This is a genomic window from Pseudomonas proteolytica, from assembly GCF_007858275.1.
GTDB classification, from domain to species: Bacteria; Pseudomonadota; Gammaproteobacteria; order Pseudomonadales; family Pseudomonadaceae; genus Aquipseudomonas; species Aquipseudomonas proteolytica.
In genome coordinates, this window is the sequence record NZ_VFEV01000010.1 from 128,755 (window position 1) to 153,857 (window position 25,103).

The following is a 25,103-nucleotide window of genomic DNA, read 5'->3' on the forward strand; positions in this document are numbered from 1 at the left end:
CAAATCCAGACAGATAGCGCAGTTGTGGCGAGCGGGCTTGCCCCGCGCTGGGCTGCGAAGCAGCCCTAAACCCGGCCATCGCGGTTTATCTGAAGAAACGCGGCGGGCTTTTTGGGGCTGCTTCGCAGCCCAGCGCGGGGCAAGCCCGCTCGCCACGGGGGAGTTCGTCAGTTTCTGAAAGTTGTGTAGATACCTATGGCTATCGCAGGCAAGCCTGCTCCCGCATTGATAGCAATCCTGTCCAAAAACAGCGCCATCCTTTGAATCGAGGCTTTCCATGACCTGGCAACCCCACATCACCGTCGCCACCATCGTCGAAGACAACGGTCGCTTTCTGATGGTCGAAGAGCTCAAGGGCGGCCGCGCCGTGCTCAACCAGCCCGCCGGGCACCTCGACCCGCACGAAACCCTGACCGAAGCCGCCGTGCGCGAAACCCTTGAAGAAACCGGCTGGGACGTCGAAGCCACCGGCATCGTCGGTATCTACCTGTACACCGCCCCCAGTAATGGCGTGACTTACCAACGGGTCTGCTTCATTGCCAAAGCCCTGCAACACCACCCGGACTATCAGCTCGACGAAGGCATCGTGCGCGCCCGCTGGCTGACCCGTGACGAGCTGATGGCGGTACGCGACGACTGGCGCAGCGAGCTGATCATCCGCTGTATCGATGACTATTTGGCCGGCCAGTGCCACAGTCTCGACCTGATCCGCCCTTCTCTTTAGCCTTGAGGGCGCGAGCCTGCTAGAATCGCGTCCTTTTTCAAGACACCCGTTGAAATCCTATGCGTGATCCAGCCCCTTCTGACACACAAAAGAAGCGCGTCATCGTCGGCATGTCCGGCGGCGTGGATTCTTCCGTTTCCGCCGTTCTGCTCATGGAGCAGGGTTATGAGGTGGAAGGCCTGTTCATGAAGAACTGGGAAGAAGACGATGGAACGGAATACTGCACTGCCATGGACGACCTGGCCGATGCCCAGGCCGTGTGCGACAAGATTGGCATCAAGCTGCACACCGCCAACTTCGCCGCCGAGTACTGGGACAATGTGTTCGAGCACTTCCTGGCCGAATACAAGGCCGGCCGCACGCCGAACCCGGACATCCTGTGTAACCGTGAAATCAAGTTCAAGGCGTTCCTCGACTACGCCATGATCCTCGGCGCCGACCTGATTGCCACAGGCCACTACGTGCGCCGTCGCGATATCGATGGCCGTACCGAGCTGCTCAAGGGCCTGGACCCGAACAAGGACCAGAGCTACTTCCTGCACGCCGTCGGTGGTGAACAGATCGCCAAGACCCTGTTCCCGGTGGGCGAACTGGAAAAGCCCGAAGTGCGCAAGATCGCCGAGAAACACGGCCTGGCTACCGCGAAGAAGAAGGACTCTACGGGGATCTGCTTTATCGGCGAACGCCGCTTCAGCGACTTCCTCAAGCAGTACCTGCCGGCCCAGCCGGGCGAGATCAAGACAACCGAAGGCGAAGTCATCGGCCGTCACCACGGCCTGATGTACCACACCATCGGCCAGCGCCAGGGCCTGGGCATCGGCGGCCTGAAGGACGCCGGTGAAGAGCCGTGGTACGTGCTGGTCAAGGACCTGGAAAACAACGTGCTGATCGTCGGCCAGGGCAACGAGCATCCGTTGTTGTTCTCCGGTGCACTGCTGGCCTCGGAGATCTATTGGGTCAACCCGATCGACCTGAGCACCCCGCGCCGCCTGACTGCCAAGGTGCGCTATCGCCAGAGCGACCAGCCCTGCACCCTGGAAAAGACCGCCAGCGGCTACCGCGCCACGTTCGATGACCCGCAGCGCGCGGTCACGCCTGGCCAATCCGTGGTGTTCTACGACGGTGAAATCTGCCTGGGGGGCGGCGTGATTGAAGTCGCCGAACCCTGGAGCAACCCGGCATGAGCCCGACCCAGGAGCAATTGACGGCACTGGGCGGGGTCTTCCTCGCGGCCGTGCTGGTGGACAAGATCGCCAAGACCGGCCAGGTGACCGAAGCAGGCCTGACGTGCATGCTCGGCAGCCTGTTGGTGGTGGATCCAAAGGACACCCTGGACGTGTACGGCGGCGACGACTTGAGCCTGCGCGAAGGTTATCGTGCCCTGATCGGCGCCCTCGAACGCGACCCCAGCACCTTGCAGCGCGAGCCATTGCGCTACGCCCTGTCGATGCTCGGCCTGGAGCGGCAGTTGGCCAAACGCGACGACTTGCTGGAAACCATTGGCAAGCGCCTGCCGCAGATCCAGTCCCAGGTCGAGCACTTCGGCCCGGCCCACGAAAACGTGATCGCCGCCTGTGGCGCCTTGTACCAGGACACCTTGAGCACCTTGCGCCAGCGGATCCAGGTCCATGGCGACATGCGCAACCTGCAACAACCCAACAACGCCTCGAAAATCCGCGCTCTGCTTCTGGCCGGCATTCGTTCGGCGCGCTTGTGGCGCCAGTTGGGCGGTCATCGTTGGCAGTTGGTCATCAGCCGTCGCAAATTGCTCAAAGAGCTTTACCCGTTGATGCGCAACGAATAAGTCGCAGCCACGGGCTATTTTCAAGCCGTTACGCGTAATACGCCGGTCAGTTGGCGACGGACCGGCGGATTTTTTCATGTATGATACGCGCCCCATTTCGTTGCCCGACTGTCCGAGAACACCCCATGCAGCTCTCTTCGCTCACTGCGGTTTCCCCTGTTGACGGCCGCTACGCCGGCAAAACCCAGGCCCTGCGCCCTATTTTCAGCGAATACGGCCTGATCCGTGCTCGTGTACTGGTTGAAGTGCGCTGGCTCCAGCGCCTGGCCGCTCACCCTGCCATCAGCGAAGTGCCGGCGTTCTCCGCCGAGGCTAACGCTGTACTGAACACCCTGGCGGAAAACTTCTCCCTGGAGCACGCCGAGCGTGTGAAAGAGATCGAGCGCACCACCAACCACGACGTCAAAGCCATCGAATACCTGCTCAAAGAGCAAGCGGCCAAACTGCCGGAACTGGCCCAGGTCAGCGAATTCATCCACTTTGCCTGCACCAGCGAGGACATCAACAACCTGTCCCACGCCCTGATGCTGCGCGAAGGCCGTGATGACGTGATGCTGCCGTTGATGCGCCAGACCGCCAATGCCATCCGCGAACTGGCCATCCGCTTCGCCGACGTGCCGATGCTGTCGCGCACCCACGGCCAACCGGCTTCGCCGACCACCCTGGGCAAAGAACTGGCCAACGTGGTGTACCGCCTGGAGCGTCAGATCGCTCAAGTGGCCGCCGTGCCTTTGCTGGGCAAGATCAACGGCGCCGTGGGCAACTACAACGCCCACCTGTCGGCCTACCCCGAGATCGACTGGGAAGCCAATGCCCGCGCCTTCATCGAAGACGAACTGGGCCTGGGCTTCAACCCGTACACCACGCAGATCGAACCCCACGACTACATCGCCGAGCTGTTCGACGCCATTGCGCGCTTCAACACCATCCTGATCGACTTCGATCGCGATATCTGGGGCTACATCTCCCTGGGCTACTTCAAGCAGCGCACCATCGCTGGCGAAATCGGCTCCTCGACCATGCCGCACAAGGTCAACCCGATCGACTTCGAAAACTCCGAAGGCAACCTGGGCATCGCCAACGCCTTGTTCCAGCACCTGGCCAGCAAGTTGCCGATCTCCCGCTGGCAGCGCGACCTGACCGACTCCACCGTATTGCGCAACCTCGGCGTGGGCTTTGCCCATAGCGTGATCGCGTACGAAGCCAGCCTCAAAGGCATCAGCAAACTGGAACTCAACGCGCAGAAAATCGCCGCTGACCTGGACGCTTGCTGGGAAGTCCTGGCCGAGCCGATCCAGACCGTAATGCGCCGCTACAACATCGAAAACCCGTACGAAAAGCTGAAAGAGTTGACACGCGGCAAGGGCATCAGCCCCGAGGCGCTGCAAACTTTCATCGACGGCCTGGACATGCCAGCCGCGGCCAAGGCGGAGCTGAAACTGCTGACCCCGGCCAACTACATCGGCAACGCTGTAGACCAAGCCAAACGCATCTGATTGCAGCTTGACCCCTTGAGACGCCCGGCAGCGCCGGGCGTTTTTATTCCCGTCTGAAAAGTGCTTTTTTTCAATAGGTTACACATGAATCCTGATATTCCTCTTCAACTTCTAGGCGGCATCACTGCACGGGAATTCCTGCGCGACTACTGGCAGAAAAAACCGCTGCTGATCCGCCAGGCCATTCCTGATTTCGAAAGCCCGATCGATGCCGACGAACTGGCCGGCCTGGCGCTGGAAGAAGAAGTCGAGTCGCGCCTGGTGATCGAGCACGGCGAGCGCCCTTGGGAGCTGCGTCGCGGCCCGTTTGCCGAAGACGCCTTCAGCACCCTGCCCGAGCGCGAGTGGACCCTGCTGGTGCAGGCGGTCGACCAGTTTGTACCGGAAGTGGCCGAGTTGCTGGAGCAGTTCCGCTTCCTGCCAAGCTGGCGCATCGACGACGTGATGATCAGCTTTGCCGCCCCCGGTGGCAGCGTCGGTCCACATTTCGATAACTACGACGTGTTCCTGCTGCAAGCCCAGGGCAAGCGCAACTGGAAGATCGGCCAGATGTGCAGCTCGGAAAGCCCGCTGCTGCAGCACGCCGACCTGCGCATCCTCGCCGAATTCGAAGAGAGCGCCGAATGGGTGCTGGAACCGGGCGACATGCTTTACCTGCCGCCGCGCCTGGCGCACTTCGGCATCGCTGAAGATGACTGCATGACCTACTCGGTAGGTTTCCGCGCGCCAAGCGCCGCCGAAGTGCTGACCCACTTCACCGACTTCCTCAGCCAGTACCTGACCGATGAAGAACGCTACACCGACGCTGACGCCCAGCCCGTTAGCGATCCGCACCAGATCCAGAGCGACGCCCTCGACCGCCTGAAAAGCCTGCTGGCCGAGCACATGAGCGACGAGCGCATGCTGCTGACCTGGTTCGGCCAATTCATGACCGAGCCACGCTACCCGGAGCTGGTCGCAGGCCCCGAAGAGCTGGCGCAGGATGAAGTGATCAGCAGCCTGGAAGACGGCGCAGTACTGATCCGCAACCCAAGCGCGCGCCTGGCCTGGTCGGAAGTGGACGACGACGTATTGCTGTTCGCCAGCGGCCAGAGCCGTTACCTGCCAGGCAAACTGCGCGAACTGCTGAAGTTGATCTGCGCGGCCGACGCTCTGCATGTCGACAACCTGGGTCCATGGCTGGCTGATGAAGACGGCCGCGACCTGCTGTGCGAACTGGTCAAGCAAGGAAGCCTGGGGTTTGCCGATGAATAAAATTCACGTAAGTGTCGCAGACTGGCAAAAGGATATCGCCGAGATCCGGCGCATTCGTGAAGCGGTATTTATCGCTGAGCAATCGGTTCCACCTGAGCTGGAGTGGGACGCAGACGACGCTGGAGCCATGCACTTCCTCGCGTTCGAAGGCGACTTTCCCATTGGTACTGCACGCCTGCTGCCCAGCGGCGAGATCGGTCGCGTGTCGGTCCTCAAGGACTGGCGCGGGCTGAAGGTTGGCGACAAGCTGATGGAGGCGGTGATTGGCGAGGCCGAGAAACGCGGCCAGACCCGGCAGTTCCTCAGCGCGCAGGTGTATGCCGCACCGTTCTATGAGCGGCTAGGGTTCAAGATCGTCAGCGGGGAATTCCTGGAAGTCGGGATTCCTCATGTTGATATGGAGCGCGAGGGCTGATCCGAGTCCGAGTCGCTCCCATCGCAGGCAAGCCAGCTCCAACACTTGGAATGTAGGCCCTTGTGGGTGCTGGCGAGCGGCCCTGATATTGCAAGCTGGCTTGCCGTGGCGAGCGGGCTTGTCGGAACGCCGCATCGCCCGCGCTGGGCTGCGTAGCAGCCCCCCCCTCAACAGACGCCGAGTTCTTCCTGAAAGAACTCGGCGTTTTTATTGGGGCTGCTACGCAACCCAGCGCGGGGCAAGCCCGCTCACCACAACAATCTGCTGCCAGCCAGGACGATAAACTGGCACCATCAAGCCCAAATGACTCGCAGAGATAACGGACATGTCCCTACGCACCCTGCTCACCGCCCTACTGCTATCCGCCAGTTTCACGGCGATGGCAGCCACTGAAGTCCTGCCCTTGAGCAACCGCACCAGCGCCGACCTGCTGCCGGTCGCACAGAGTTTCATTGGCAAGGATGGCACGGTCAGCGCCTATGGCAATCAACTGATCGTCAATGCCGAGCCGGACAAGATCCAGGGCCTGCGCGCCCTGCTCGCACAACTGGACACGCCGTCCAAGCGCTTGCTGATCACCGTCGACACCAACGAAAACAATCAGCAGAGCAACGGCCAGGTCATCACCTACAGCACCGAAAGCCGAGAGGGTGGAATCCAGCAGATCCAGGCCAGCGAAGGCGTGCCCGCGCTGATCCAGGTCGGTCAGAGCGTGCCACTGACCACCACCCAGCCCGATACCTATGGCCGCCCGCAAAACCAGACTCAATACCGCAACGTCACCCAAGGCTTCTACGTCACCGCCAGCGTCACCGGCGAGACCGTACACCTGAGCATCAGCACCAATCGTGACCGTATGAGCCAGGAGCGTCCCGATGTAGTGAATGTGCAAAGTACCGACACAACTGTCAGCGGGCGCCTGGGCGAATGGATCACCCTGGCCGGTATCAATCGCCAGACCCAGGCCGACAAACAGGGCGCGACCCGCACCTACTCGACCCAGGGCCGGGATGACCTGACACTGCGGGTCAAAGTGGACACCTTGAACTGAAGCACCAAAAACTGACTGATTAGTCGTATTAGACCAAAGATGTAGTGCTATAAAAAAAGCACTACAAAACATTTGACGATCCAAAAAAGCATGGGCATGATGGCCTCGCTCCCGCTAATCAGGGGCCCTGGCAAGGGCCTTCGGATCGTCGCTCTAAGCTACCCACCTGAGCCGATTCGTGTCTGTACCGCCCACAAGGTGTGTTTGACGAGGTTGCGACTGGAACGAAGTTGTCCCGAGGGACGGAAGCTAACCAGGTAACCCGGCAACACACTGATGGATCGTACCAAGGCCCACGACGCCCGAAGACTGTTCTCGGTTCGCCTCTACCTGCTCACTTTCTCCCTTGAGCCTATCGTTCATCCCGTCGCCTTCCCCGCCAAGCCCACTTTGACCGCCTAAGCTTCTGGTCAGCGAGCAGCCAATCCCACGCACTGAATACGTGGCTGGCAAACGGAATTTTCAACCCAGTAGTTTTTCCACAAAAGACGCGACGAGGTTTTTCCCCATGGCACTGACACGCGAACAGCAAATTGCAGCCCTTGAAAAAGACTGGGCTGAAAACCCACGCTGGAAAGGCGTGACTCGCGCTTACTCCGCTGCTGACGTCGTCCGCCTGCGCGGCTCGGTTCAACCTGAGCACACCTTCGCAAAACTGGGCGCCGAGAAGCTGTGGAAGCTGGTTACCCAGGGCGCCAAGCCGTCCTTCCGTCCCGAGAAAGATTTCGTCAACTGCATGGGCGCCCTGACCGGCGGCCAAGCTGTGCAACAAGTCAAGGCCGGCATCCAGGCGATCTACCTGTCCGGCTGGCAAGTGGCCGCGGACAACAACTCCGCCGAGTCCATGTACCCTGACCAATCGCTGTACCCGGTGGATTCCGTGCCAACCGTGGTCAAGCGCATCAACAACTCGTTCCGCCGCGCCGACCAGATCCAATGGAAAGCCGGTAAAGGTCCGGGCGACGAAGGCTACATCGACTACTTCGCGCCAATCGTGGCTGACGCCGAAGCCGGTTTCGGTGGCGTACTGAACGCCTACGAGCTGATGAAGAGCATGATCGAGGCAGGCGCCGCCGGCGTGCACTTCGAAGACCAACTGGCTTCCGTGAAAAAATGCGGCCACATGGGCGGCAAGGTACTGGTTCCGACCCAGGAAGCCGTACAGAAGCTGACCGCTGCTCGCCTGGCTGCTGACGTTGCCGGCACCCCGACCATCATCCTGGCACGTACCGACGCTAACGCGGCAGACCTGCTGACGTCGGACTGCGACCCGTACGACCAGCCGTTCGTGACTGGCGAGCGCACCCAGGAAGGCTTCTACAAGGTTCGTGCAGGCCTGGATCAAGCAATTGCCCGCGGCCTGGCCTACGCGCCGTACGCCGACCTGATCTGGTGCGAAACCGCCAAGCCAGACCTGGACGAAGCCCGTCGCTTCGCCGAGGCGATCAAGAAGGAATACCCGGACCAACTGCTGTCCTACAACTGCTCGCCTTCCTTCAACTGGAAGAAAAACCTGGACGACGCGACCATCGCCAAGTTCCAGCGCGAACTGTCCGCCATGGGCTACAAGCACCAGTTCATCACCCTGGCCGGCATTCACAACATGTGGCACAGCATGTTCAACCTGGCGCACGACTACGCCCGCAACGACATGACTGCCTACGTGAAGCTGCAGGAGCAGGAATTCGCTGACGCCGCCAAAGGCTACACCTTCGTGGCGCACCAGCAGGAAGTGGGCACTGGCTACTTCGACGACATGACCACCGTGATCCAGGGCGGCACCTCGTCCGTAACCGCGCTGACCGGTTCGACCGAAGAAGAACAGTTTCACTAAGTGACCTGAGTACACGGCCATTGCGGGCCCGATAGAAAGCTAACCGCAGTGCCGCACGATCTGACGCCCCGACTGGTTCGGGGCGTTTTTTTTGCCCCGAGAAAACCCTCCCACCCCTGCGAAGATCAAAATGTGGGAGCGGGCTTGCTCGCGAAAGCGGTGTGTCAGTCAAAAAACTGCTGGCTGATGCACCGCTTTCGCGAGCAAGCCCGCTCCCACAATAAAAATGCGGCCAGCCTGATGTTTTTGCGCAAAACCTTGATCCAGAGCGGTATTCGCCCAGGAAAATTCAGTTAAAAGTTGTGCGCTGACAACTTGCGCCTAACGGGCAAGTAACAACAACTTTTCCCGCGACGCACTCAACACCCGCTTAAAACTCCCGCAAACAATATTCATTATCATTTAGAGCATTAAAACTTCGTTACACCCTAAACAAAACACAATTGATTAAAATCAAGCTAATGCCCGCAGCGTCTGGGCTACAGCCCCATAAAGGTGCACTATGTCCTTAATTCAGCGAATAAATTAGCTACAGGAATTTTACTTGCTAGGTGTTTAGCCATAAAATCACCGCGATTGATTGCGCTGCGACATATCGTCACTGCGTCGTTACTTTTTCGAGCTCAGAGACCTTTGCTCTCTGTTAAGGATTTCCAGCATGACCGAAGCGACAGGACTCATGGCCCACAACTGGGGCTTTGCCATTTTCCTCCTCGGTGTTGTCGGCCTTTGCGCCTTCATGCTCGGTGTTTCCAGCCTCCTCGGGTCAAAAGCCTGGGGCCGCAGCAAAAACGAACCGTTCGAGTCCGGCATGCTACCTACAGGTGGCGCCCGCTTGCGGCTCTCAGCCAAATTCTATCTGGTCGCGATGCTGTTCGTGATCTTCGATATCGAAGCCCTCTTTCTCTTTGCCTGGTCTGTGTCCGTCCGCGAAAGCGGCTGGACCGGATTCGTCGAAGCTCTCGTTTTCATAGCAATTCTGTTGGCAGGTCTTGTCTACCTGTTCCGAGTGGGCGCCCTTGACTGGGCTCCGGAAGCTCGTCGCAAGCGGCAAGCGAAGCTGAAACAATGAGGCTTTGGCGATGCAATACAATCTCACCAGGATCGACCCGGATGCTCCTAACGATCAGTACCCCATCGGCGAACGGGAAACCGTCTCCGATCCGTTAGAAGATCAAGTCCACAAAAACATCTACATGGGCAAGCTGGAAGACGTGCTGAGTGGCGCGGTCAACTGGGGGCGCAAGAATTCCCTGTGGCCGTACAACTTCGGCCTTTCGTGCTGCTACGTGGAAATGACCACCGCCTTCACGGCGCCCCATGACATCGCGCGCTTTGGCGCCGAAGTTATCCGGGCATCGCCGCGCCAGGCGGATTTCATGGTTATCGCCGGTACCTGCTTTATCAAGATGGCGCCGATCATCCAGCGTCTCTACGAGCAAATGCTCGAGCCAAAGTGGGTTATCTCCATGGGTTCGTGCGCCAACTCCGGTGGCATGTACGACATCTACTCCGTGGTTCAGGGGGTGGACAAGTTCCTGCCCGTGGACGTCTACGTGCCTGGCTGCCCGCCCCGTCCTGAAGCGTTCCTGCAAGGCTTGATGTTGCTGCAGGAATCGATTGGCAAGGAGCGTCGCCCACTTTCCTGGGTTGTCGGAGATCAGGGCGTGTACCGCGCCGAGATGCCGTCACAAAAGGAACAGCGCCGCGAACAGCGAATCGCAGTCACCAACCTGCGCAGCCCCGACGAAGTCTGATCCAGCACCGCTTCTTTTATAGAACGAAAACCTGGCTTCATTCTTTACGTTGACCGAAAGCGATAAAAAACCATGACTACAGGCAGTGCTCTGTACATCCCGCCTTATAAGGCAGACGACCAGGATGTGGTCGTCGAACTCAACAACCGTTTTGGCCCTGACGCCTTCACCGCCCAGGCCACACGCACCGGTATGCCAGTGCTGTGGGTGGCGCGCGCCAAACTCGTCGAAGTCCTGACCTTCCTGCGCAACCTGCCCAAGCCGTACGTCATGCTCTATGACCTGCATGGCGTGGACGAGCGCCTGCGCACCAAGCGCCAGGGGCTGCCGAGCGGCGCGGACTTCACCGTGTTCTATCACCTGATGTCGCTGGAACGTAACAGCGACGTGATGATCAAGGTCGCACTAAACGAAAGCGACTTGAGCATCCCGACCGTGACCGGTATCTGGCCGAACGCCAGCTGGTACGAGCGTGAAGTCTGGGACATGTTCGGTATCGACTTCCCGGGCCACCCGCACCTGACCCGCATCATGATGCCGCCGACCTGGGAAGGTCACCCGCTGCGCAAGGACTTCCCGGCCCGCGCCACTGAATTCGATCCGTTCAGCCTCAACCTCGCCAAGCAGCAGCTTGAAGAGGAAGCCGCACGTTTCCGCCCGGAAGACTGGGGCATGAAGCGCTCCGGCACCAACGAGGACTACATGTTCCTCAACCTGGGCCCGAACCACCCTTCGGCCCACGGTGCATTCCGTATCATCCTGCAGCTGGACGGCGAAGAAATCGTCGACTGCGTGCCCGACATCGGCTACCACCACCGTGGTGCCGAGAAGATGGCCGAGCGCCAGTCGTGGCACAGTTTCATCCCGTACACCGACCGTATCGACTACCTCGGCGGCGTGATGAACAACCTGCCGTACGTGCTCTCGGTCGAGAAGCTGGCCGGCATCAAGGTCCCGGACCGGGTCGACACCATCCGCATCATGATGGCCGAGTTCTTCCGGATCACCAGCCACCTGCTGTTCCTGGGTACCTATATCCAGGACGTCGGCGCCATGACCCCGGTGTTCTTCACCTTCACCGACCGTCAGCGCGCCTACAAGGTCATCGAAGCCATCACGGGCTTCCGCCTGCACCCGGCCTGGTACCGCATCGGCGGTGTGGCCCACGACCTGCCGAATGGCTGGGAGCGCCTGGTCAAGGAATTCATCGACTGGATGCCCAAGCGTCTGGACGAGTACCAGAAAGCCGCCCTGGACAACAGCATCCTCAAGGGTCGGACCATCGGCGTCGCGCAGTACAACACCAAGGAAGCCCTGGAATGGGGCGTCACCGGTGCGGGCTTGCGTTCGACCGGTTGCGATTTCGACCTGCGCAAGGCGCGCCCGTACTCCGGCTACGAGAACTTCGAGTTCGAAGTCCCGCTGGCGGCCAACGGCGATGCCTACGACCGCTGCATCGTGCGCGTCGAAGAAATGCGCCAGAGCCTGAAGATCATCGAGCAGTGCATGCGCAACATGCCGGCAGGCCCGTACAAGGCGGATCACCCGCTGACCACGCCGCCGCCTAAAGAGCGCACCCTGCAACACATCGAAACCCTGATCACGCACTTCCTGCAAGTCTCGTGGGGCCCGGTGATGCCGGCCAACGAGTCCTTCCAGATGATCGAAGCGACCAAGGGTATCAACAGTTATTACCTGACGAGCGATGGCGGCACCATGAGCTACCGCACCCGGATTCGTACCCCAAGCTTCGCGCACTTGCAGCAGATCCCTTCGGTGATCAAAGGCGAGATGGTCGCGGACTTGATTGCGTACCTGGGTAGTATCGATTTCGTTATGGCCGACGTGGACCGCTAAGCATGAACAGCACGCTTATCCAGACAGACCGTTTCACCTTGAGTGAAACCGAGCGCTCGGCCATCGAGCACGAGCTGCATCACTACGAAGATCCGCGCGCAGCGTCGATCGAAGCCTTGAAGATCGTCCAGAAGGAACGTGGCTGGGTGCCCGACGGCGCCCTCTACGCCATCGGCGAGATCCTCGGCATCCCGGCCAGCGACGTTGAAGGCGTGGCCACGTTCTACAGCCAGATCTTCCGCCAGCCGGTTGGCCGCCACATCATCCGCGTGTGCGACAGCATGGTCTGCTACATCGGCGGCCACGAGTCGGTGGTTGACGCGATCCAGAGCAAGCTGGGCATCGGCCTCGGCCAAACCACTGCAGACGGGCGTTTCACCCTGCTGCCGGTGTGCTGCCTGGGTAACTGCGACAAAGCGCCGGCGTTGATGATCGACGACGACACTTTCGGCGACGTCCAGGCCTCTGGCGTCACCCAATTGCTCGAGGGCTACCCATGACCCTGACTTCCTTTGGCCCGGCCAACCTGATCAAGCGTTCGGCCGAAACCCACCCGCTGACCTGGCGCCTGCGTGACGACGGCGAGCCTGTATGGCTTGACGAGTACCAGGCCAAGAACGGCTATGCCGCAGCGCGCAAGGCTTTTGCCGACATGGCCCAGGACGATATCGTCCAGACCGTGAAGGACGCCGGCCTTAAAGGTCGCGGCGGTGCTGGCTTCCCCACGGGTGTGAAGTGGGGCCTGATGCCCAAAGACGAATCCATCAACATCCGCTACTTGCTGTGCAACGCGGATGAAATGGAGCCCAACACCTGGAAGGACCGCATGCTGATGGAGCAACTGCCCCATCTGCTGATCGAAGGCATGCTGATCAGCGCCCGTGCGCTGAAAACCTACCGTGGCTACATCTTCCTGCGTGGCGAATACACCACTGCCGCCAAGCACTTGAACCGTGCCGTGGAAGAAGCCAAGGCCGCAGGCCTGTTGGGCAAGAACATCCTCGGTTCGGGGTTCGACTTCGAGCTGTTCGTGCACACCGGCGCCGGGCGTTATATCTGCGGTGAAGAAACCGCCCTGATCAACTCCCTCGAAGGCCGCCGCGCCAACCCGCGCTCCAAGCCGCCCTTCCCCGCTGCTGTTGGCGTGTGGGGCAAGCCGACGTGCGTTAACAACGTCGAGACCCTGTGCAACGTGCCGGCGATCATCGCCGACGGCGTGGACTGGTACAAATCCCTGGCCCGCGAAGGCAGCGAAGACATGGGCACCAAGCTCATGGGCTTCTCCGGCAAGGTCAAGAACCCGGGGCTGTGGGAACTGCCATTCGGCGTGACCGCCCGCGAGCTGTTCGAGGACTACGCCGGCGGCATGCGCGACGGCTACACCCTGAAAGCCTGGCAGCCAGGCGGCGCCGGTACCGGCTTCCTGCTCCCTGAGCACCTCGACGCACAGATGTATGCCGGCGGCATCGGCAAGGTGGGCACCCGGATGGGTACCGGCCTGGCGATGGCGGTGGACAACACCGTGAACATGGTCTCGCTGCTGCGCAACATGGAGCAGTTCTTCGCCCGTGAATCCTGTGGTTTCTGCACTCCGTGCCGCGACGGCCTGCCATGGAGCGTCAAGCTCCTGATGGCCATCGAGAAAGGCGAAGGCCAGCCGGGGGATATCGAGACCCTGCTGGGCCTGGTCGGTTTCCTCGGCCCTGGCAAGACCTTCTGTGCTCACGCACCGGGCGCCGTGGAGCCACTGGGCAGCGCAATCAAGTACTTCCGCTCGGAGTTCGAAGCCGGCATCGCGCCCAAAAGCGCCGCCGTCCCACCTCTGGCAAAGCCGATCGTAGTCGGCGCGTAACGCTTCAATAAGCGAAGGGTCCGTGCCCTTCGCTTTGTCATGTGCTGACGCCTTGATGGCTGTGTTGATGCACATGAATAACAAGATTCCATTAGCCACGCCCGCTGACAACGGGCCAACGAAGAACTTTGAACCATGGCCACTATCCACGTAGACGGCAAAGCGCTCGAAGTCGATGGGGCAGACAACCTGTTACAGGCGTGTCTGTCACTAGGCCTCGACATCCCTTATTTCTGCTGGCACCCCGCGCTCGGTAGCGTCGGTGCCTGTCGCCAGTGTGCGGTCAAGCAGTACACCGACGAAAACGACACCCGTGGTCGTATCGTCATGTCCTGCATGACCCCAGCCACCGACAACACCTGGATCTCCATCGAAGATGAAGAATCCAAGGCGTTCCGCGCCAGCGTTGTCGAATGGCTGATGACCAACCACCCCCACGACTGCCCGGTCTGTGAGGAAGGCGGTCACTGCCACCTGCAAGACATGACGGTGATGACCGGCCACAACGAGCGCCGCTACCGCTTCACCAAGCGTACCCACCAGAACCAGGAACTGGGCCCGTTCATTTCCCATGAAATGAACCGCTGCATCGCCTGCTACCGCTGCGTACGCTTCTATAAAGACTACGCCGGCGGCACCGACCTGGGCGTCTTTGGTGCCCACGACAACGTGTACTTCGGTCGCGTTGAAGACGGCGTGCTCGAAAGCGAGTTCTCCGGCAACCTCACCGAGGTCTGCCCGACCGGTGTGTTCACCGACAAGACTCACTCCGAGCGCTACAACCGCAAGTGGGACATGCAGTTCGCCCCGAGCATCTGCCATGGCTGCTCCAGCGGTTGCAACATTTCCCCGGGCGAGCGCTACGGTGAACTGCGTCGCATCGAAAACCGCTTCAACGGTTCGGTCAACCAGTACTTCCTGTGCGACCGTGGCCGTTTCGGCTATGGCTACGTCAACCGCGAAGACCGTCCGCGCCAGCCGTTGCTGGCCGATGGCGCCAAGCTGAGCCTGGACGACGCACTGGATAAAGCCGCCGACCTGCTGCGCGGCCGTAACATCGTCGGTATCGGTTCGCCACGCGCCAGCCTCGAAAGCAACTACGCGTTGCGCGAGCTGGTCGGTGCCGAGCACTTCTACAGTGGTATCGAAGCCGCTGAGCTGGAGCGCATCCGCCTGGTCCTCCAGGTGCTGAACGACAGCCCGCTGCCAGTGCCAAACATGCGCGACATCGAAGACCACGACGCAATCTTCGTACTCGGTGAAGACCTGACCCAGACCGCTGCGCGTATCGCGCTGTCCCTGCGCCAGTCGGTCAAAGGCAAGGCCGAAGAAATGGCCGACGCCATGCGCGTGCAGCCTTGGCTCGACGCTGCGGTGAAAAACATCGGCCAGCACGCGCTGAACCCGCTGTTTATCGCCAGCATCGCTGAAACCAAGCTCGACGATATCGCCGAAGAGTGCGTGCACGCAGCACCCGACGACCTGGCACGCATCGGTTTCGCCGTGGCCCACGCCCTCGACGCCAGCGCCCCTGCCGTCGAAGGCCTCGACGCAGAAGCCGTGGCCCTGGCCCAGCGCATCGCCGACGCCCTGCTGGCGGCCAAGCGCCCATTGATCATTGCCGGTACCTCCCTGGGTTCCAAGGCACTGATCGAAGCCGCCGCCAACATCGCCAAGGCCCTGAAGCTGCGCGACAAGAACGGCTCCATCAGCCTGGTTGTACCGGAAGCCAACAGCCTTGGCCTGGCCATGCTCGGCGGCGAGTCCGTGGACGCAGCCCTGCAAGCGGTGATCGACGGCAATGCCGACGCCATCGTGGTGCTGGAAAACGACCTGTACACCCGCACCGATGCCGCCAAGGTTGACGCTGCACTGGACGCCGCCAAAGTCCTGATCGTCGCCGATCACCAGAAGACCGCTACCAGCGACCGTGCCCACCTGGTGCTGCCAGCCGCTACCTTCGCTGAAGGCGACGGTACCCTGGTCAGCCAGGAAGGCCGCGCCCAGCGCTTCTTCCAGGTGTTCGATCCCAAGTACATGGACGCCAGCATCCTGGTTCACGAAGGCTGGCGCTGGCTGCATGCCCTGCGCGCAACCCTGCTGAACCAGCCGATCGACTGGACCCAGCTCGACCACGTCACCGCTGCCGTCGCCTCCAGCGCACCGCAACTGGCGCGTATCGTCGATGCCGCACCGTCCGCCGCGTTCCGCATCAAGGGCATGAAGCTGGCCCGCGAGCCGCTGCGTTACTCCGGGCGTACCGCCATGCGCGCTGACATCAGCGTGCACGAACCGCGTACCCCGCAAGACAACGACACCGCGTTTGCCTTCTCCATGGAAGGTTACTCGGGTTCGGTCGAGCCACGTCAGCAGGTGCCTTTCGCCTGGTCGCCGGGCTGGAACTCGCCGCAGGCCTGGAACAAGTTCCAGGACGAAGTCGGTGGTCATATCCGCGCTGGCGACCCGGGCACCCGCCTGATCGAAAGCACCGGCGACTCGCTGAACTGGTTCGCGGCCGTACCGCGTCCGTTCAACCCGGCCCAGGGCACCTGGCAGGTTGTGCCGTTTTTCCACCTGTTCGGCAGCGAAGAGAACTCTTCCAAGGCCGCGCCGGTGCAAGAGCGCATCCCGGCTGCCTACGTGGCGCTGGCCAAGTCCGAAGCCGACCGCCTGGGCGTCAACGACGGTGCCCTGCTCAGCTTGAACGTAGGCGGCCAGACCCTGCGCCTGCCGCTGCGCATCAACGATGAGTTGGGTGCTGGCCTGGTTGGCCTGCCAAAAGGTATCGCTGGCATTCCGCCTGCGATCTTCGGCCACACCGTTGACGGTCTGCAGGAGGCAGCGCAATGACTTGGTTCACTCCTGAAGTGATCGACGTGATCATCTCGGTGGTCAAGGCCATCGTGATCCTGCTGGCCGTGGTCGTCGCGGGCGCCCTGCTCAGCTTCGTCGAACGTCGCTTGCTGGGCTGGTGGCAGGACCGTTACGGTCCGAACCGCGTTGGCCCGTTCGGCATGTTCCAGATCGCTGCCGACATGCTGAAAATGTTCTTCAAGGAAGACTGGACCCCGCCGTTTGCCGACAAGGTGATCTTCACCCTGGCACCGGTCGTGGCCATGAGCGCCTTGCTGATTGCCTTCGCGATCATCCCGATCACCCCGACCTGGGGCGTGGCGGACCTGAACATCGGCTTGCTGTTCTTCTTCGCCATGGCCGGCCTGTCGGTCTACGCGGTGCTGTTCGCCGGTTGGGCCAGTAACAACAAGTTCGCCCTGTTGGGCAGCTTGCGGGCCTCGGCCCAGACTGTGTCCTACGAAGTGTTCATGGGCCTGGCGCTGATGGGCATCGTGGTGCAGGTTGGCTCGTTCAACATGCGCGACATCGTTGAGTACCAGGCGCAGAACCTGTGGTTCATCATTCCGCAGTTCTTTGGCTTCTGTACCTTCTTCATCGCTGGCGTGGCCGTGACTCACCGTCACCCCTTCGACCAGCCGGAAGCAGAACAGGAACTGGCCGACGGTTACCACATTGAATACGCCGGCATGAAATGGGGCATGTTCTTCGTCGGTGAGTACATCGGCATCATCTTGATCTCGGCCCTGCTGGTCACGCTGTTCTTTGGCGGCTGGCACGGTCCGTTCGGCATCCTGCCGCAGTTGGCGTTCTTCTGGTTCTTCCTCAAGACCGCGTTCTTCATCATGTTGTTTATCCTGCTGCGCGCTTCCATTCCGCGTCCACGATACGACCAGGTGATGGATTTCAGCTGGCGCTTCTGCCTGCCGCTGACCCTGATCAATTTGCTGGTGACTGCTGCCGTTGTGTTGTTGAACACGCCAGCGGGCGCGGTTCAGTGAGGATTTGACCCATGTTCAAATATATTGGCGACATCGTTAAGGGTACCGGTACCCAGTTGCGAAGCCTGGTGATGGTTTTCGGCCATGGCTTTCGCAAACGCGACACCCTGCAATACCCGGAAGAAGCGGTGTACCTGCCGCCGCGCTATCGCGGCCGCATCGTACTGACCCGCGACCCCGACGGCGAAGAGCGTTGCGTAGCCTGCAACCTGTGCGCCGTGGCGTGCCCGGTGGGCTGTATCTCCCTGCAGAAAGCTGAAACCGAAGACGGTCGCTGGTACCCGGACTTCTTCCGCATCAACTTCTCGCGCTGCATTTTCTGCGGCCTGTGCGAGGAAGCTTGCCCGACCACCGCGATCCAGCTGACACCGGATTTCGAGATGGCCGAGTTCAAACGTCAGGACCTGGTGTACGAGAAAGAAGATCTGCTGATCTCCGGTCCCGGTAAAAACCCTGATTACAACTTCTATCGTGTTGCAGGTATGGCCGTTGCCGGTAAGCCCAAGGGCGCCGCACAAAACGAAGCCGAGCCGATCAACGTGAAGAGCTTGCTGCCTTAAGGAAGAAAGATGGAATTCGCTTTCTATTTCGCATCGGGTATTGCAGTGGTGTCCACGCTTCGCGTGATCACCAACACCAACCCCGTGCACGCCCTGCTCTACCTGATCATTTCGCTGATCGCCGTGGCCATGACCTTTTTCAGCCTCGGCGCACCGTTTGCCGGTGTCCTGGAAGTAATCGCCTACGCTGGCGCCATCATGGTGCTGTTCGTGTTTGTGGTGATGATGCTCAACCTGGGGCCGGCTTCGGTCGCCCAGGAGCGCGTCTGGCTCAAGCCCGGCATCTGGCTTGGCCCGGTGATCCTGTCAGCCCTGCTGCTGGCTGAACTGCTGTATGTGCTGTTCGCTCACCAGAGCGGCCAGGCCATCGGCCACACCACCGTAGACGCCAAGGCCGTGGGCATCAGCCTGTTCGGCCCGTACCTGCTGGTGGTCGAACTGGCTTCGATGCTGCTGCTCGCTGCAGCCATCACTGCCTTCCACTTGGGCCGCAACGAAGCCAAGGAGCAATGACGATGCCTGCTATCCCTTTGGAGCATGGTCTGGCGGTCGCCGGCATCCTGTTCTGCCTTGGCCTGGTCGGCCTGATGGTTCGCCGTAACATCCTGTTCGTGTTGATGAGCCTGGAAATCATGATGAACGCTGCAGCACTGGCCTTCATCGTGGCAGGTGCGCGTTGGGGCCAGCCGGATGGACAAGTCATGTTCATCCTGGTGATCAGCCTGGCAGCCGCCGAGGCCAGTATTGGCCTGGCGATCCTGCTGCAACTGTATCGTCGCTTCCACACGCTTGATATCGACGCTGCCAGTGAGATGCGCGGATGAACATGATCTTTCTGACTTTCGTATTCCCCCTGATCGGTTTCCTGCTGCTGTCGTTCTCCCGTGGACGCTGGTCGGAAAACCTCTCGGCCCTGGTCGGCGTGGGTTCCATTGGCTTGTCGGCGATTGTCGCCGCCTACGTCATCTGGCAATTCAACGTTGCACCACCCGAAGCCGGTCACTACACCCTGGTGCTGTGGCAATGGATGGCGGTCGAGGGCTTCAAGCCTGACTTCGCCCTGTACGTCGACGGCCTGTCGATCACCATGCTCGGCGTGGTGGTAGGCGTGGGTTTCCTGATCCACCTGTTCGCGTCCTGGTACATGCGCGGTGAGGCCGGTTACTCGCGCTTCTTCGCCTACACCAACCTGTTTATCGCCAGCATGCTGTTCCTGGTACTGGGCGATAACCTGTTGTTCCTGTACTTCGGCTGGGAAGGCGTGGGCCTGTGCTCGTACCTGTTGATCGGTTTCTACTACAGCAACCGCAACAACGGTAATGCAGCACTCAAAGCCTTTGTCGTGACCCGGATCGGCGACGTGTTCATGGCCATCGGCCTGTTCATCCTGTTCCAACAGGTGGGCACGCTGAATATCCAGGAACTGCTGGTGCTGGCACCACAGAAATTCCAGGTCGGCGACTTCTGGATCACCCTGGCGACCCTGATGCTGCTGGGTGGCGCTGTCGGTAAATCGGCACAACTGCCACTGCAAACCTGGCTGGCAGACGCCATGGCCGGTCCTACCCCGGTGTCGGCACTGATCCACGCCGCCACCATGGTGACCGCCGGTGTCTACCTGATCGCCCGTACCCACGGCCTGTTCACCCTGGCGCCAGAAATCCTGCACCTGGTGGGCCTGGTAGGTGGCGTGACCCTGGTACTGGCCGGCTTCGCCGCGCTGGTGCAGACCGACATCAAGCGCATCCTCGCCTACTCGACCATGAGCCAGATCGGCTACATGTTCCTGGCCCTGGGCGTCGGCGCCTGGGACGGCGCGATCTTCCACCTGATGACCCACGCCTTCTTCAAGGCCCTGCTGTTCCTGGCTTCCGGTGCGGTGATCGTTGCCTGCCACCACGAGCAGAACATCTTCAAGATGGGTGGCCTGTGGAAGAAACTGCCGTTGGCCTACGCCAGCTTCATCGTCGGTGGTGCCGCACTCGCAGCCCTGCCACTGGTGACCGCAGGTTTCTACTCCAAAGACGAAATCCTCTGGGAAGCCTTTGCCAGCGGTAACCAAGGCCTGCTGTACGCCGGTCTGGTGGGTGCGTTCATGACCTCGCTGTACACCTTCCGCCTGATCTTCATCACCTTCCACGGTGAAGCCAAGACTGAAGCCCACGCAGGCCACGGCATCTCCCACTGGCTGCCGCTGTCGGTGCTGATCATCCTGTCGACCTTCGTCGGCGCCATGATCACCCCGCCACTGGCTGGCGTACTGCCACAAAGTGTTGGACATGCTGGCGGTGACGCCAAGCACAGCCTGGAAATCGCCTCGGGCGCCATCGCCATCGCCGGTATCCTGCTGGCGGCCATGCTGTTCCTCGGCAAGCGTCGCTTCGTCACTGCCGTGGCCAACAGTGGCATTGGCCGCTTCCTTTCGGCCTGGTGGTTCGCCGCCTGGGGCTTCGACTGGATCTACGACAAACTGTTCGTCAAGCCTTACCTTGCGATCAGCCATGTACTGCGCAAAGACCCGCTCGACCAGACCATTGGTTTGATCCCGCGTGCTGCCAAGGCCGGTCACACCGCCCTGAGCCGCACCGAGACCGGCCAATTGCGTTGGTATGCAGCTTCCATGGCGGCTGGTGCCGTGCTGGTGATCGGCGCCATCGTAGTGGTAGCGGTCTGATATGAACTTTGCGAACTTGCGAAAGGAAACGAGCCCGTCATGATTCTGCCCTGGCTAATCCTGATCCCCTTTATCGGCGGCCTGCTCTGCTGGATGGGTGAACGCTTCGGCGCCACCCTGCCCCGCTGGATTGCGTTGCTGACCATGTCCCTGGAACTCGCACTCGGCCTCTGGCTGTGGGCCCATGGCGACTATTCATTTGCTCCGGCACCGGGTGTCGATCCAACCTTCGCGCTTGAGTTCAAGCACGTCTGGATCGAACGCTTCGGCATCAACGTGCACCTGGCCCTCGACGGCCTGTCGCTGTTGATGATCCTGCTGACCGGCCTGCTGGGTATCCTCTCGGTACTCTGCTCCTGGAAAGAAATCGAGCGTCACGTGGGCTTCTTCCACCTGAACCTGATGTGGATCCTGGGCGGCGTGGTCGGCGTATTCCTCGCCCTCGACCTGTTCATGTTCTTCTTCTTCTGGGAAATGATGCTGGTGCCGATGTACTTCCTCATCGCGCTCTGGGGTCACAGCTCTTCGGACGGCAAGAAAACCCGGATCTACGCGGCGACCAAGTTCTTCATCTTCACCCAGGCTTCCGGCCTGATCATGTTGGTGGCGATCCTGGGCCTGGTACTGGTCAACTTCAACAACACCGGCGTGATTACCTTCAACTACGCCGACCTGTTGAAAACCAAGATGTCGATGACCACCGAGTACATCCTCATGCTCGGGTTCTTCATCGCCTTCGCGGTGAAGCTGCCGGTGGTGCCGTTCCACTCCTGGCTGCCTGACGCTCACGCCCAGGCGCCAACCGCAGGTTCCGTGGACCTGGCCGGTATCCTGTTGAAGACGGCGGCCTACGGCCTGCTGCGTTTCGCCCTGCCGCTGTTCCCGAATGCTTCGGCCGAGTTTGCGCCGATCGCCATGACCCTGGGTCTGATCGGGATCTTCTACGGTGCATTCCTGGCCTTCGCGCAAACCGACATCAAGCGTCTGATTGCCTTCTCGTCCGTTTCCCACATGGGTTTCGTACTGATCGGCATCTACTCCGGCAGCCAGCTGGCGTTGCAAGGCGCAGTGATCCAGATGTTGGCCCACGGTGTTTCAGCCGCCGCACTGTTTATCCTCAGTGGCCAGTTGTACGAGCGCCTGCACACCCGTGACATGCGTGAGATGGGCGGCATCTGGTCGCGTATCGCGTACCTGCCGGCGATCAGCCTGTTCTTTGCCGCCGCGTCCCTGGGCTTGCCGGGTACGGGTAACTTTGTCGGTGAGTTCCTGATCCTGATGGGCAGCTTCGTCAGTGCGCCATGGATCACCGCGATTGCCACTTCCGGCCTGGTGTTCGGTTCGGTCTACTCGCTGATCATGATCCACCGCGCCTACTTCGGCCCGACCAAGTCGGACGCCGTCCTTAAAGGGATGGATGCTCGCGAACTGATCATGGTGCTCGGCCTTGCGGTACTGCTGGTGTACATCGGCGTGTATCCGCAACCGTTCCTCGACACCTCTGCCGCCACGATGCATGGCGTGCAGCAGTGGTTGAGCACCGCCTTCACTCAACTCGCTTCGGCCCGGTAAGAGCGCTATGGAATTCACGATCCAACACTTTATCGCGCTTGCGCCGCTGCTGATTACCAGCCTCACCATTGTGGTGGTGATGCTGGCAATCGCCTGGCGCCGCAATCACTCGCAGACGTTCCTGCTGTCCACCGCAGGCCTGAACCTGGCCTTGCTGTCGATTATCCCGGCACTCAAGGTCGCCCCGCTGGCGGTCACCCCGCTGGTCATGATCGATGACTTCGCGCTGCTGTACACCGCGTTGATCCTCGTTGCGACACTGGCCTGCGTCACCCTCGCCCACGCTTACCTCGGCGAAGGCGGCACCGGCTACCCGGGCAACCGCGAAGAGCTGTACCTGCTGATCCTGCTGGCTGCGGCCGGCGGTATCGTGCTGGTCAGCGCGCAGCACCTGGCCGGTTTGTTCATCGGCCTGGAACTGCTGTCGATCCCGACCTACGGCCTGGTGGCGTACGCCTTCTTCAACAAGCGCTCCCTGGAAGCCGGCATCAAGTACATGGTGCTGTCGGCCGCCGGCTCCGCGTTCCTGTTGTTCGGTATGGCCCTGCTCTACGCCGAAGCCGGCAGCCTGAGCTTCAGCGGTATCGGCCACGCCCTGGCCACCACCAGCATGCCTGCGCCCATCGCCCAACTGGGCCTGGCCATGATGCTGATCGGCCTGGCGTTCAAGCTGTCGCTGGTACCGTTCCACCTGTGGACCCCAGACGTGTACGAAGGCGCCCCGGCGCCAGTGGCCGCGTTCCTGGCAACCGCCTCTAAGGTTGCAGTGTTTGCGGTGATGGTGCGTCTGTTCCAGATCTCCCCTGCCGCCAACACCGGCGTGCTGAGCGACGTGCTGACCGTGATCGCCATTGCGTCGATCCTATTCGGTAACCTGCTGGCCCTGACCCAGAACAACCTCAAACGTCTGCTGGGTTACTCGTCCATCGCCCACTTCGGCTACCTGCTGATCGCCCTGGTGGCGAGCAAAGGCCTGGCCGTGGAAGCCATCGGCGTGTACCTGGTCACCTACGTGATCACCAGCCTCGGCGCGTTTGGCGTGATTACCCTGATGTCCTCGCCTTACAAAGGCCGTGACGCCGACGCCCTGTACGAATACCGCGGCCTGTTCTGGCGCCGTCCGTACCTGACCGCCGTGCTGACCGTGATGATGCTGTCCCTGGCCGGCATCCCGCTGACCGCAGGTTTTATCGGCAAGTTCTACATCGTCGCAACCGGTGTCGAAGCGCACGAATGGTGGCTGGTTGCCTCCCTGGTGCTGGGCAGTGCCATCGGCGTGTTCTACTACCTGCGCGTGATGGTCACCCTGTACCTGATCGAGCCAAACCTGCGCCGTGTGGATGCCGAGTTGCACTGGGAACAGAAAGCAGGCGGCGTGATGCTGCTGGCTATCGCCCTGCTGGCATTCTTCCTGGGCGTGTACCCACAACCGTTGCTCACCCTGGTGCAGCATGCGGTGATGGCGGGTTGATCGCTTAAGCTCAAGCAGTAAACAGAACGGCACCTTAGGGTGCCGTTTTGCGTTTCTGGGAAAGGTTCAAGCTCCCTGCCCCTCAAGGAATATTCCTTACTGAAATGCCTCCGTGTCTGGCATATACCTGCCAGAGCCGCTCGTATGGTGTATGCGCTTTAGGAAGAATCCCACGTCAGGCTCACTTGACCCCTGGCAGATGGGCCACCAAACTATACGCAGGCTACGTACAGAACATGGATGCTCTATTTATCGAATTGCCGCCCTTTGAGCGGTACCGCAAGGACTACCTGACTGACGAACTGTTTCACGGCTTTCAACAAGAGCTAATGAAGAACCCCGAAGCGGGAGCCGTGATGGAAGGCACCGGTGGGTTACGCAAGCTGCGCTTCGTCGATGAACGACGAAACAAAGGCAAACGGGGTGGATTACGCGTCATCTACTACTGGTGGTCAGGCGGCACTCAATTTTGGTTGTTCACGCTGTACGGCAAGCACGAGCAAAGCGACTTGAGCCCACAACACAAAAAAGCCCTCAAGCAACTGCTGGACAGGGAAATCAACGCGAGAGGATTCACATGAAACGTGACATTTATTCCGAACTGGTCGAAGGCTTCGATGCCTTGGCCAACGAGCGCCAAGGCAAGGTCACCCTACGTACTCATACCGTGCAGCAAAACAAACTGGCCCCTCTTACCGCTGAAGACGTGATTGCAGTACGACAACAACTCAATCTTTCCCGTGCTGTATTTGCCATGTACCTACGCACCAATACACGCACCCTGGAAAACTGGGAGCAAGGTCGCGCACGCCCCAATGCCCAGGCAGCCACGTTGATTCGTCTGGTATCAAAATTCCCGGATACGGTGGAGCGCCTGGCGTTGCTTAGCTGATCGTAGGTGAAGCGATCTTTCCCACATCAGCAAAAA

The 25,103-nt window shown here is 60.6% G+C and carries 23 protein-coding genes; all 23 read left to right on the forward strand.

The window, feature by feature from the left end:
* Positions 1-277 precede the first annotated feature (277 nt).
* Complete coding sequence (locus FIV38_RS09785) at positions 278-724, forward strand: NUDIX hydrolase (protein WP_029293378.1); 447 nt, start codon at positions 278-280, stop codon at positions 722-724.
* 59 nt (positions 725-783) lie between these two features.
* Entirely contained in the window at positions 784-1,908 is a 1,125-nt protein-coding gene (gene mnmA, locus FIV38_RS09790; RefSeq protein WP_090291412.1) for a tRNA 2-thiouridine(34) synthase MnmA, read from the forward strand.
* Positions 1,905-2,528 (forward strand): high frequency lysogenization protein HflD, encoded by a 624-nt coding sequence (gene hflD, locus FIV38_RS09795; protein WP_005789104.1) that lies wholly within the window; start codon positions 1,905-1,907, stop codon positions 2,526-2,528. The genes mnmA and hflD overlap by 4 nt, the downstream gene beginning before the upstream one ends.
* Before the next feature lie 125 nt (positions 2,529-2,653).
* Entirely contained in the window at positions 2,654-4,024 is a 1,371-nt protein-coding gene (purB, locus tag FIV38_RS09800; RefSeq protein WP_029293372.1) for an adenylosuccinate lyase, read from the forward strand.
* Positions 4,025-4,108: 84 nt separating this feature from the next.
* Positions 4,109-5,278, forward strand: coding sequence for a ribosomal protein uL16 3-hydroxylase (locus tag FIV38_RS09805; RefSeq protein WP_029293370.1), 1,170 nt, complete (start codon positions 4,109-4,111; stop codon positions 5,276-5,278).
* Entirely contained in the window at positions 5,271-5,693 is a 423-nt protein-coding gene (locus FIV38_RS09810; RefSeq protein ID WP_029293368.1) for a GNAT family N-acetyltransferase, read from the forward strand. Before FIV38_RS09805 ends, FIV38_RS09810 begins: the two co-directional genes overlap by 8 nt.
* 325 nt (positions 5,694-6,018) lie before the next feature.
* Positions 6,019-6,744 carry a secretin N-terminal domain-containing protein gene (locus tag FIV38_RS09815; protein WP_092239091.1) on the forward strand — a complete coding sequence of 242 codons (726 nt, stop codon included), beginning with the start codon at positions 6,019-6,021 and terminating at the stop codon, positions 6,742-6,744.
* A gap of 508 nt (positions 6,745-7,252) precedes the next feature.
* Entirely contained in the window at positions 7,253-8,578 is a 1,326-nt protein-coding gene (aceA, locus tag FIV38_RS09825) for an isocitrate lyase (RefSeq protein WP_003219577.1), read from the forward strand.
* Between the two features lie 658 nt (positions 8,579-9,236).
* On the forward strand, positions 9,237-9,650 hold the full coding sequence (locus FIV38_RS09830; RefSeq protein ID WP_003219575.1) for an NADH-quinone oxidoreductase subunit A: 414 nt from the start codon (positions 9,237-9,239) through the stop codon (positions 9,648-9,650).
* 10 nt (positions 9,651-9,660) lie between these two features.
* Positions 9,661-10,335: a NuoB/complex I 20 kDa subunit family protein gene (locus tag FIV38_RS09835; RefSeq protein WP_012724951.1), complete on the forward strand. Its 675-nt coding sequence runs from the start codon at positions 9,661-9,663 to the stop codon at positions 10,333-10,335.
* Positions 10,336-10,407: 72 nt separating this feature from the next.
* Positions 10,408-12,192, forward strand: a complete 1,785-nt coding sequence (gene nuoC / locus FIV38_RS09840; protein WP_029293360.1) for an NADH-quinone oxidoreductase subunit C/D — start codon at positions 10,408-10,410, stop codon at positions 12,190-12,192.
* 2 nt (positions 12,193-12,194) lie between these two features.
* Positions 12,195-12,692, forward strand: a complete 498-nt coding sequence (gene nuoE / locus FIV38_RS09845) for an NADH-quinone oxidoreductase subunit NuoE (protein WP_029293358.1) — start codon at positions 12,195-12,197, stop codon at positions 12,690-12,692.
* Positions 12,689-14,044, forward strand: a complete 1,356-nt coding sequence (gene nuoF, locus FIV38_RS09850; RefSeq protein WP_029293356.1) for an NADH-quinone oxidoreductase subunit NuoF — start codon at positions 12,689-12,691, stop codon at positions 14,042-14,044. Before nuoE ends, nuoF begins: the two co-directional genes overlap by 4 nt.
* Positions 14,045-14,179: 135 nt before the next feature.
* Positions 14,180-16,894, forward strand: a complete 2,715-nt coding sequence (gene nuoG / locus FIV38_RS09855; protein WP_070995471.1) for an NADH-quinone oxidoreductase subunit NuoG — start codon at positions 14,180-14,182, stop codon at positions 16,892-16,894.
* The gene (gene nuoH, locus FIV38_RS09860) at positions 16,891-17,898 is read left to right on the forward strand and encodes an NADH-quinone oxidoreductase subunit NuoH (RefSeq protein ID WP_017737147.1); all 1,008 of its coding nucleotides are present in this window, start codon (positions 16,891-16,893) and stop codon (positions 17,896-17,898) included. The genes nuoG and nuoH overlap by 4 nt, the downstream gene beginning before the upstream one ends.
* A gap of 11 nt (positions 17,899-17,909) precedes the next feature.
* Positions 17,910-18,458 (forward strand): NADH-quinone oxidoreductase subunit NuoI, encoded by a 549-nt coding sequence (gene nuoI / locus FIV38_RS09865; protein ID WP_003174725.1) that lies wholly within the window; start codon positions 17,910-17,912, stop codon positions 18,456-18,458.
* 9 nt (positions 18,459-18,467) lie between these two features.
* Entirely contained in the window at positions 18,468-18,971 is a 504-nt protein-coding gene (nuoJ, locus tag FIV38_RS09870; protein ID WP_092239089.1) for an NADH-quinone oxidoreductase subunit J, read from the forward strand.
* A 2-nt stretch (positions 18,972-18,973) separates the two neighbouring features.
* Positions 18,974-19,282 carry an NADH-quinone oxidoreductase subunit NuoK gene (gene nuoK / locus FIV38_RS09875; RefSeq protein WP_003174727.1) on the forward strand — a complete coding sequence of 103 codons (309 nt, stop codon included), beginning with the start codon at positions 18,974-18,976 and terminating at the stop codon, positions 19,280-19,282.
* A complete protein-coding gene (gene nuoL / locus FIV38_RS09880) occupies positions 19,279-21,132 on the forward strand; it encodes an NADH-quinone oxidoreductase subunit L (RefSeq protein ID WP_029293339.1) in 1,854 nt (617 codons plus the stop codon). Before nuoK ends, nuoL begins: the two co-directional genes overlap by 4 nt.
* Before the next feature lie 39 nt (positions 21,133-21,171).
* Positions 21,172-22,704, forward strand: coding sequence for an NADH-quinone oxidoreductase subunit M (nuoM, locus tag FIV38_RS09885; protein WP_029293337.1), 1,533 nt, complete (start codon positions 21,172-21,174; stop codon positions 22,702-22,704).
* A gap of 7 nt (positions 22,705-22,711) precedes the next feature.
* Positions 22,712-24,175 (forward strand): NADH-quinone oxidoreductase subunit NuoN, encoded by a 1,464-nt coding sequence (gene nuoN, locus FIV38_RS09890; protein ID WP_029293335.1) that lies wholly within the window; start codon positions 22,712-22,714, stop codon positions 24,173-24,175.
* 236 nt (positions 24,176-24,411) lie between these two features.
* Positions 24,412-24,756: a type II toxin-antitoxin system RelE/ParE family toxin gene (locus FIV38_RS09895; RefSeq protein ID WP_070995472.1), complete on the forward strand. Its 345-nt coding sequence runs from the start codon at positions 24,412-24,414 to the stop codon at positions 24,754-24,756.
* Entirely contained in the window at positions 24,753-25,067 is a 315-nt protein-coding gene (locus FIV38_RS09900; RefSeq protein ID WP_070995473.1) for a helix-turn-helix domain-containing protein, read from the forward strand. The genes FIV38_RS09895 and FIV38_RS09900 overlap by 4 nt, the downstream gene beginning before the upstream one ends.
* Positions 25,068-25,103 lie beyond the last annotated feature (36 nt).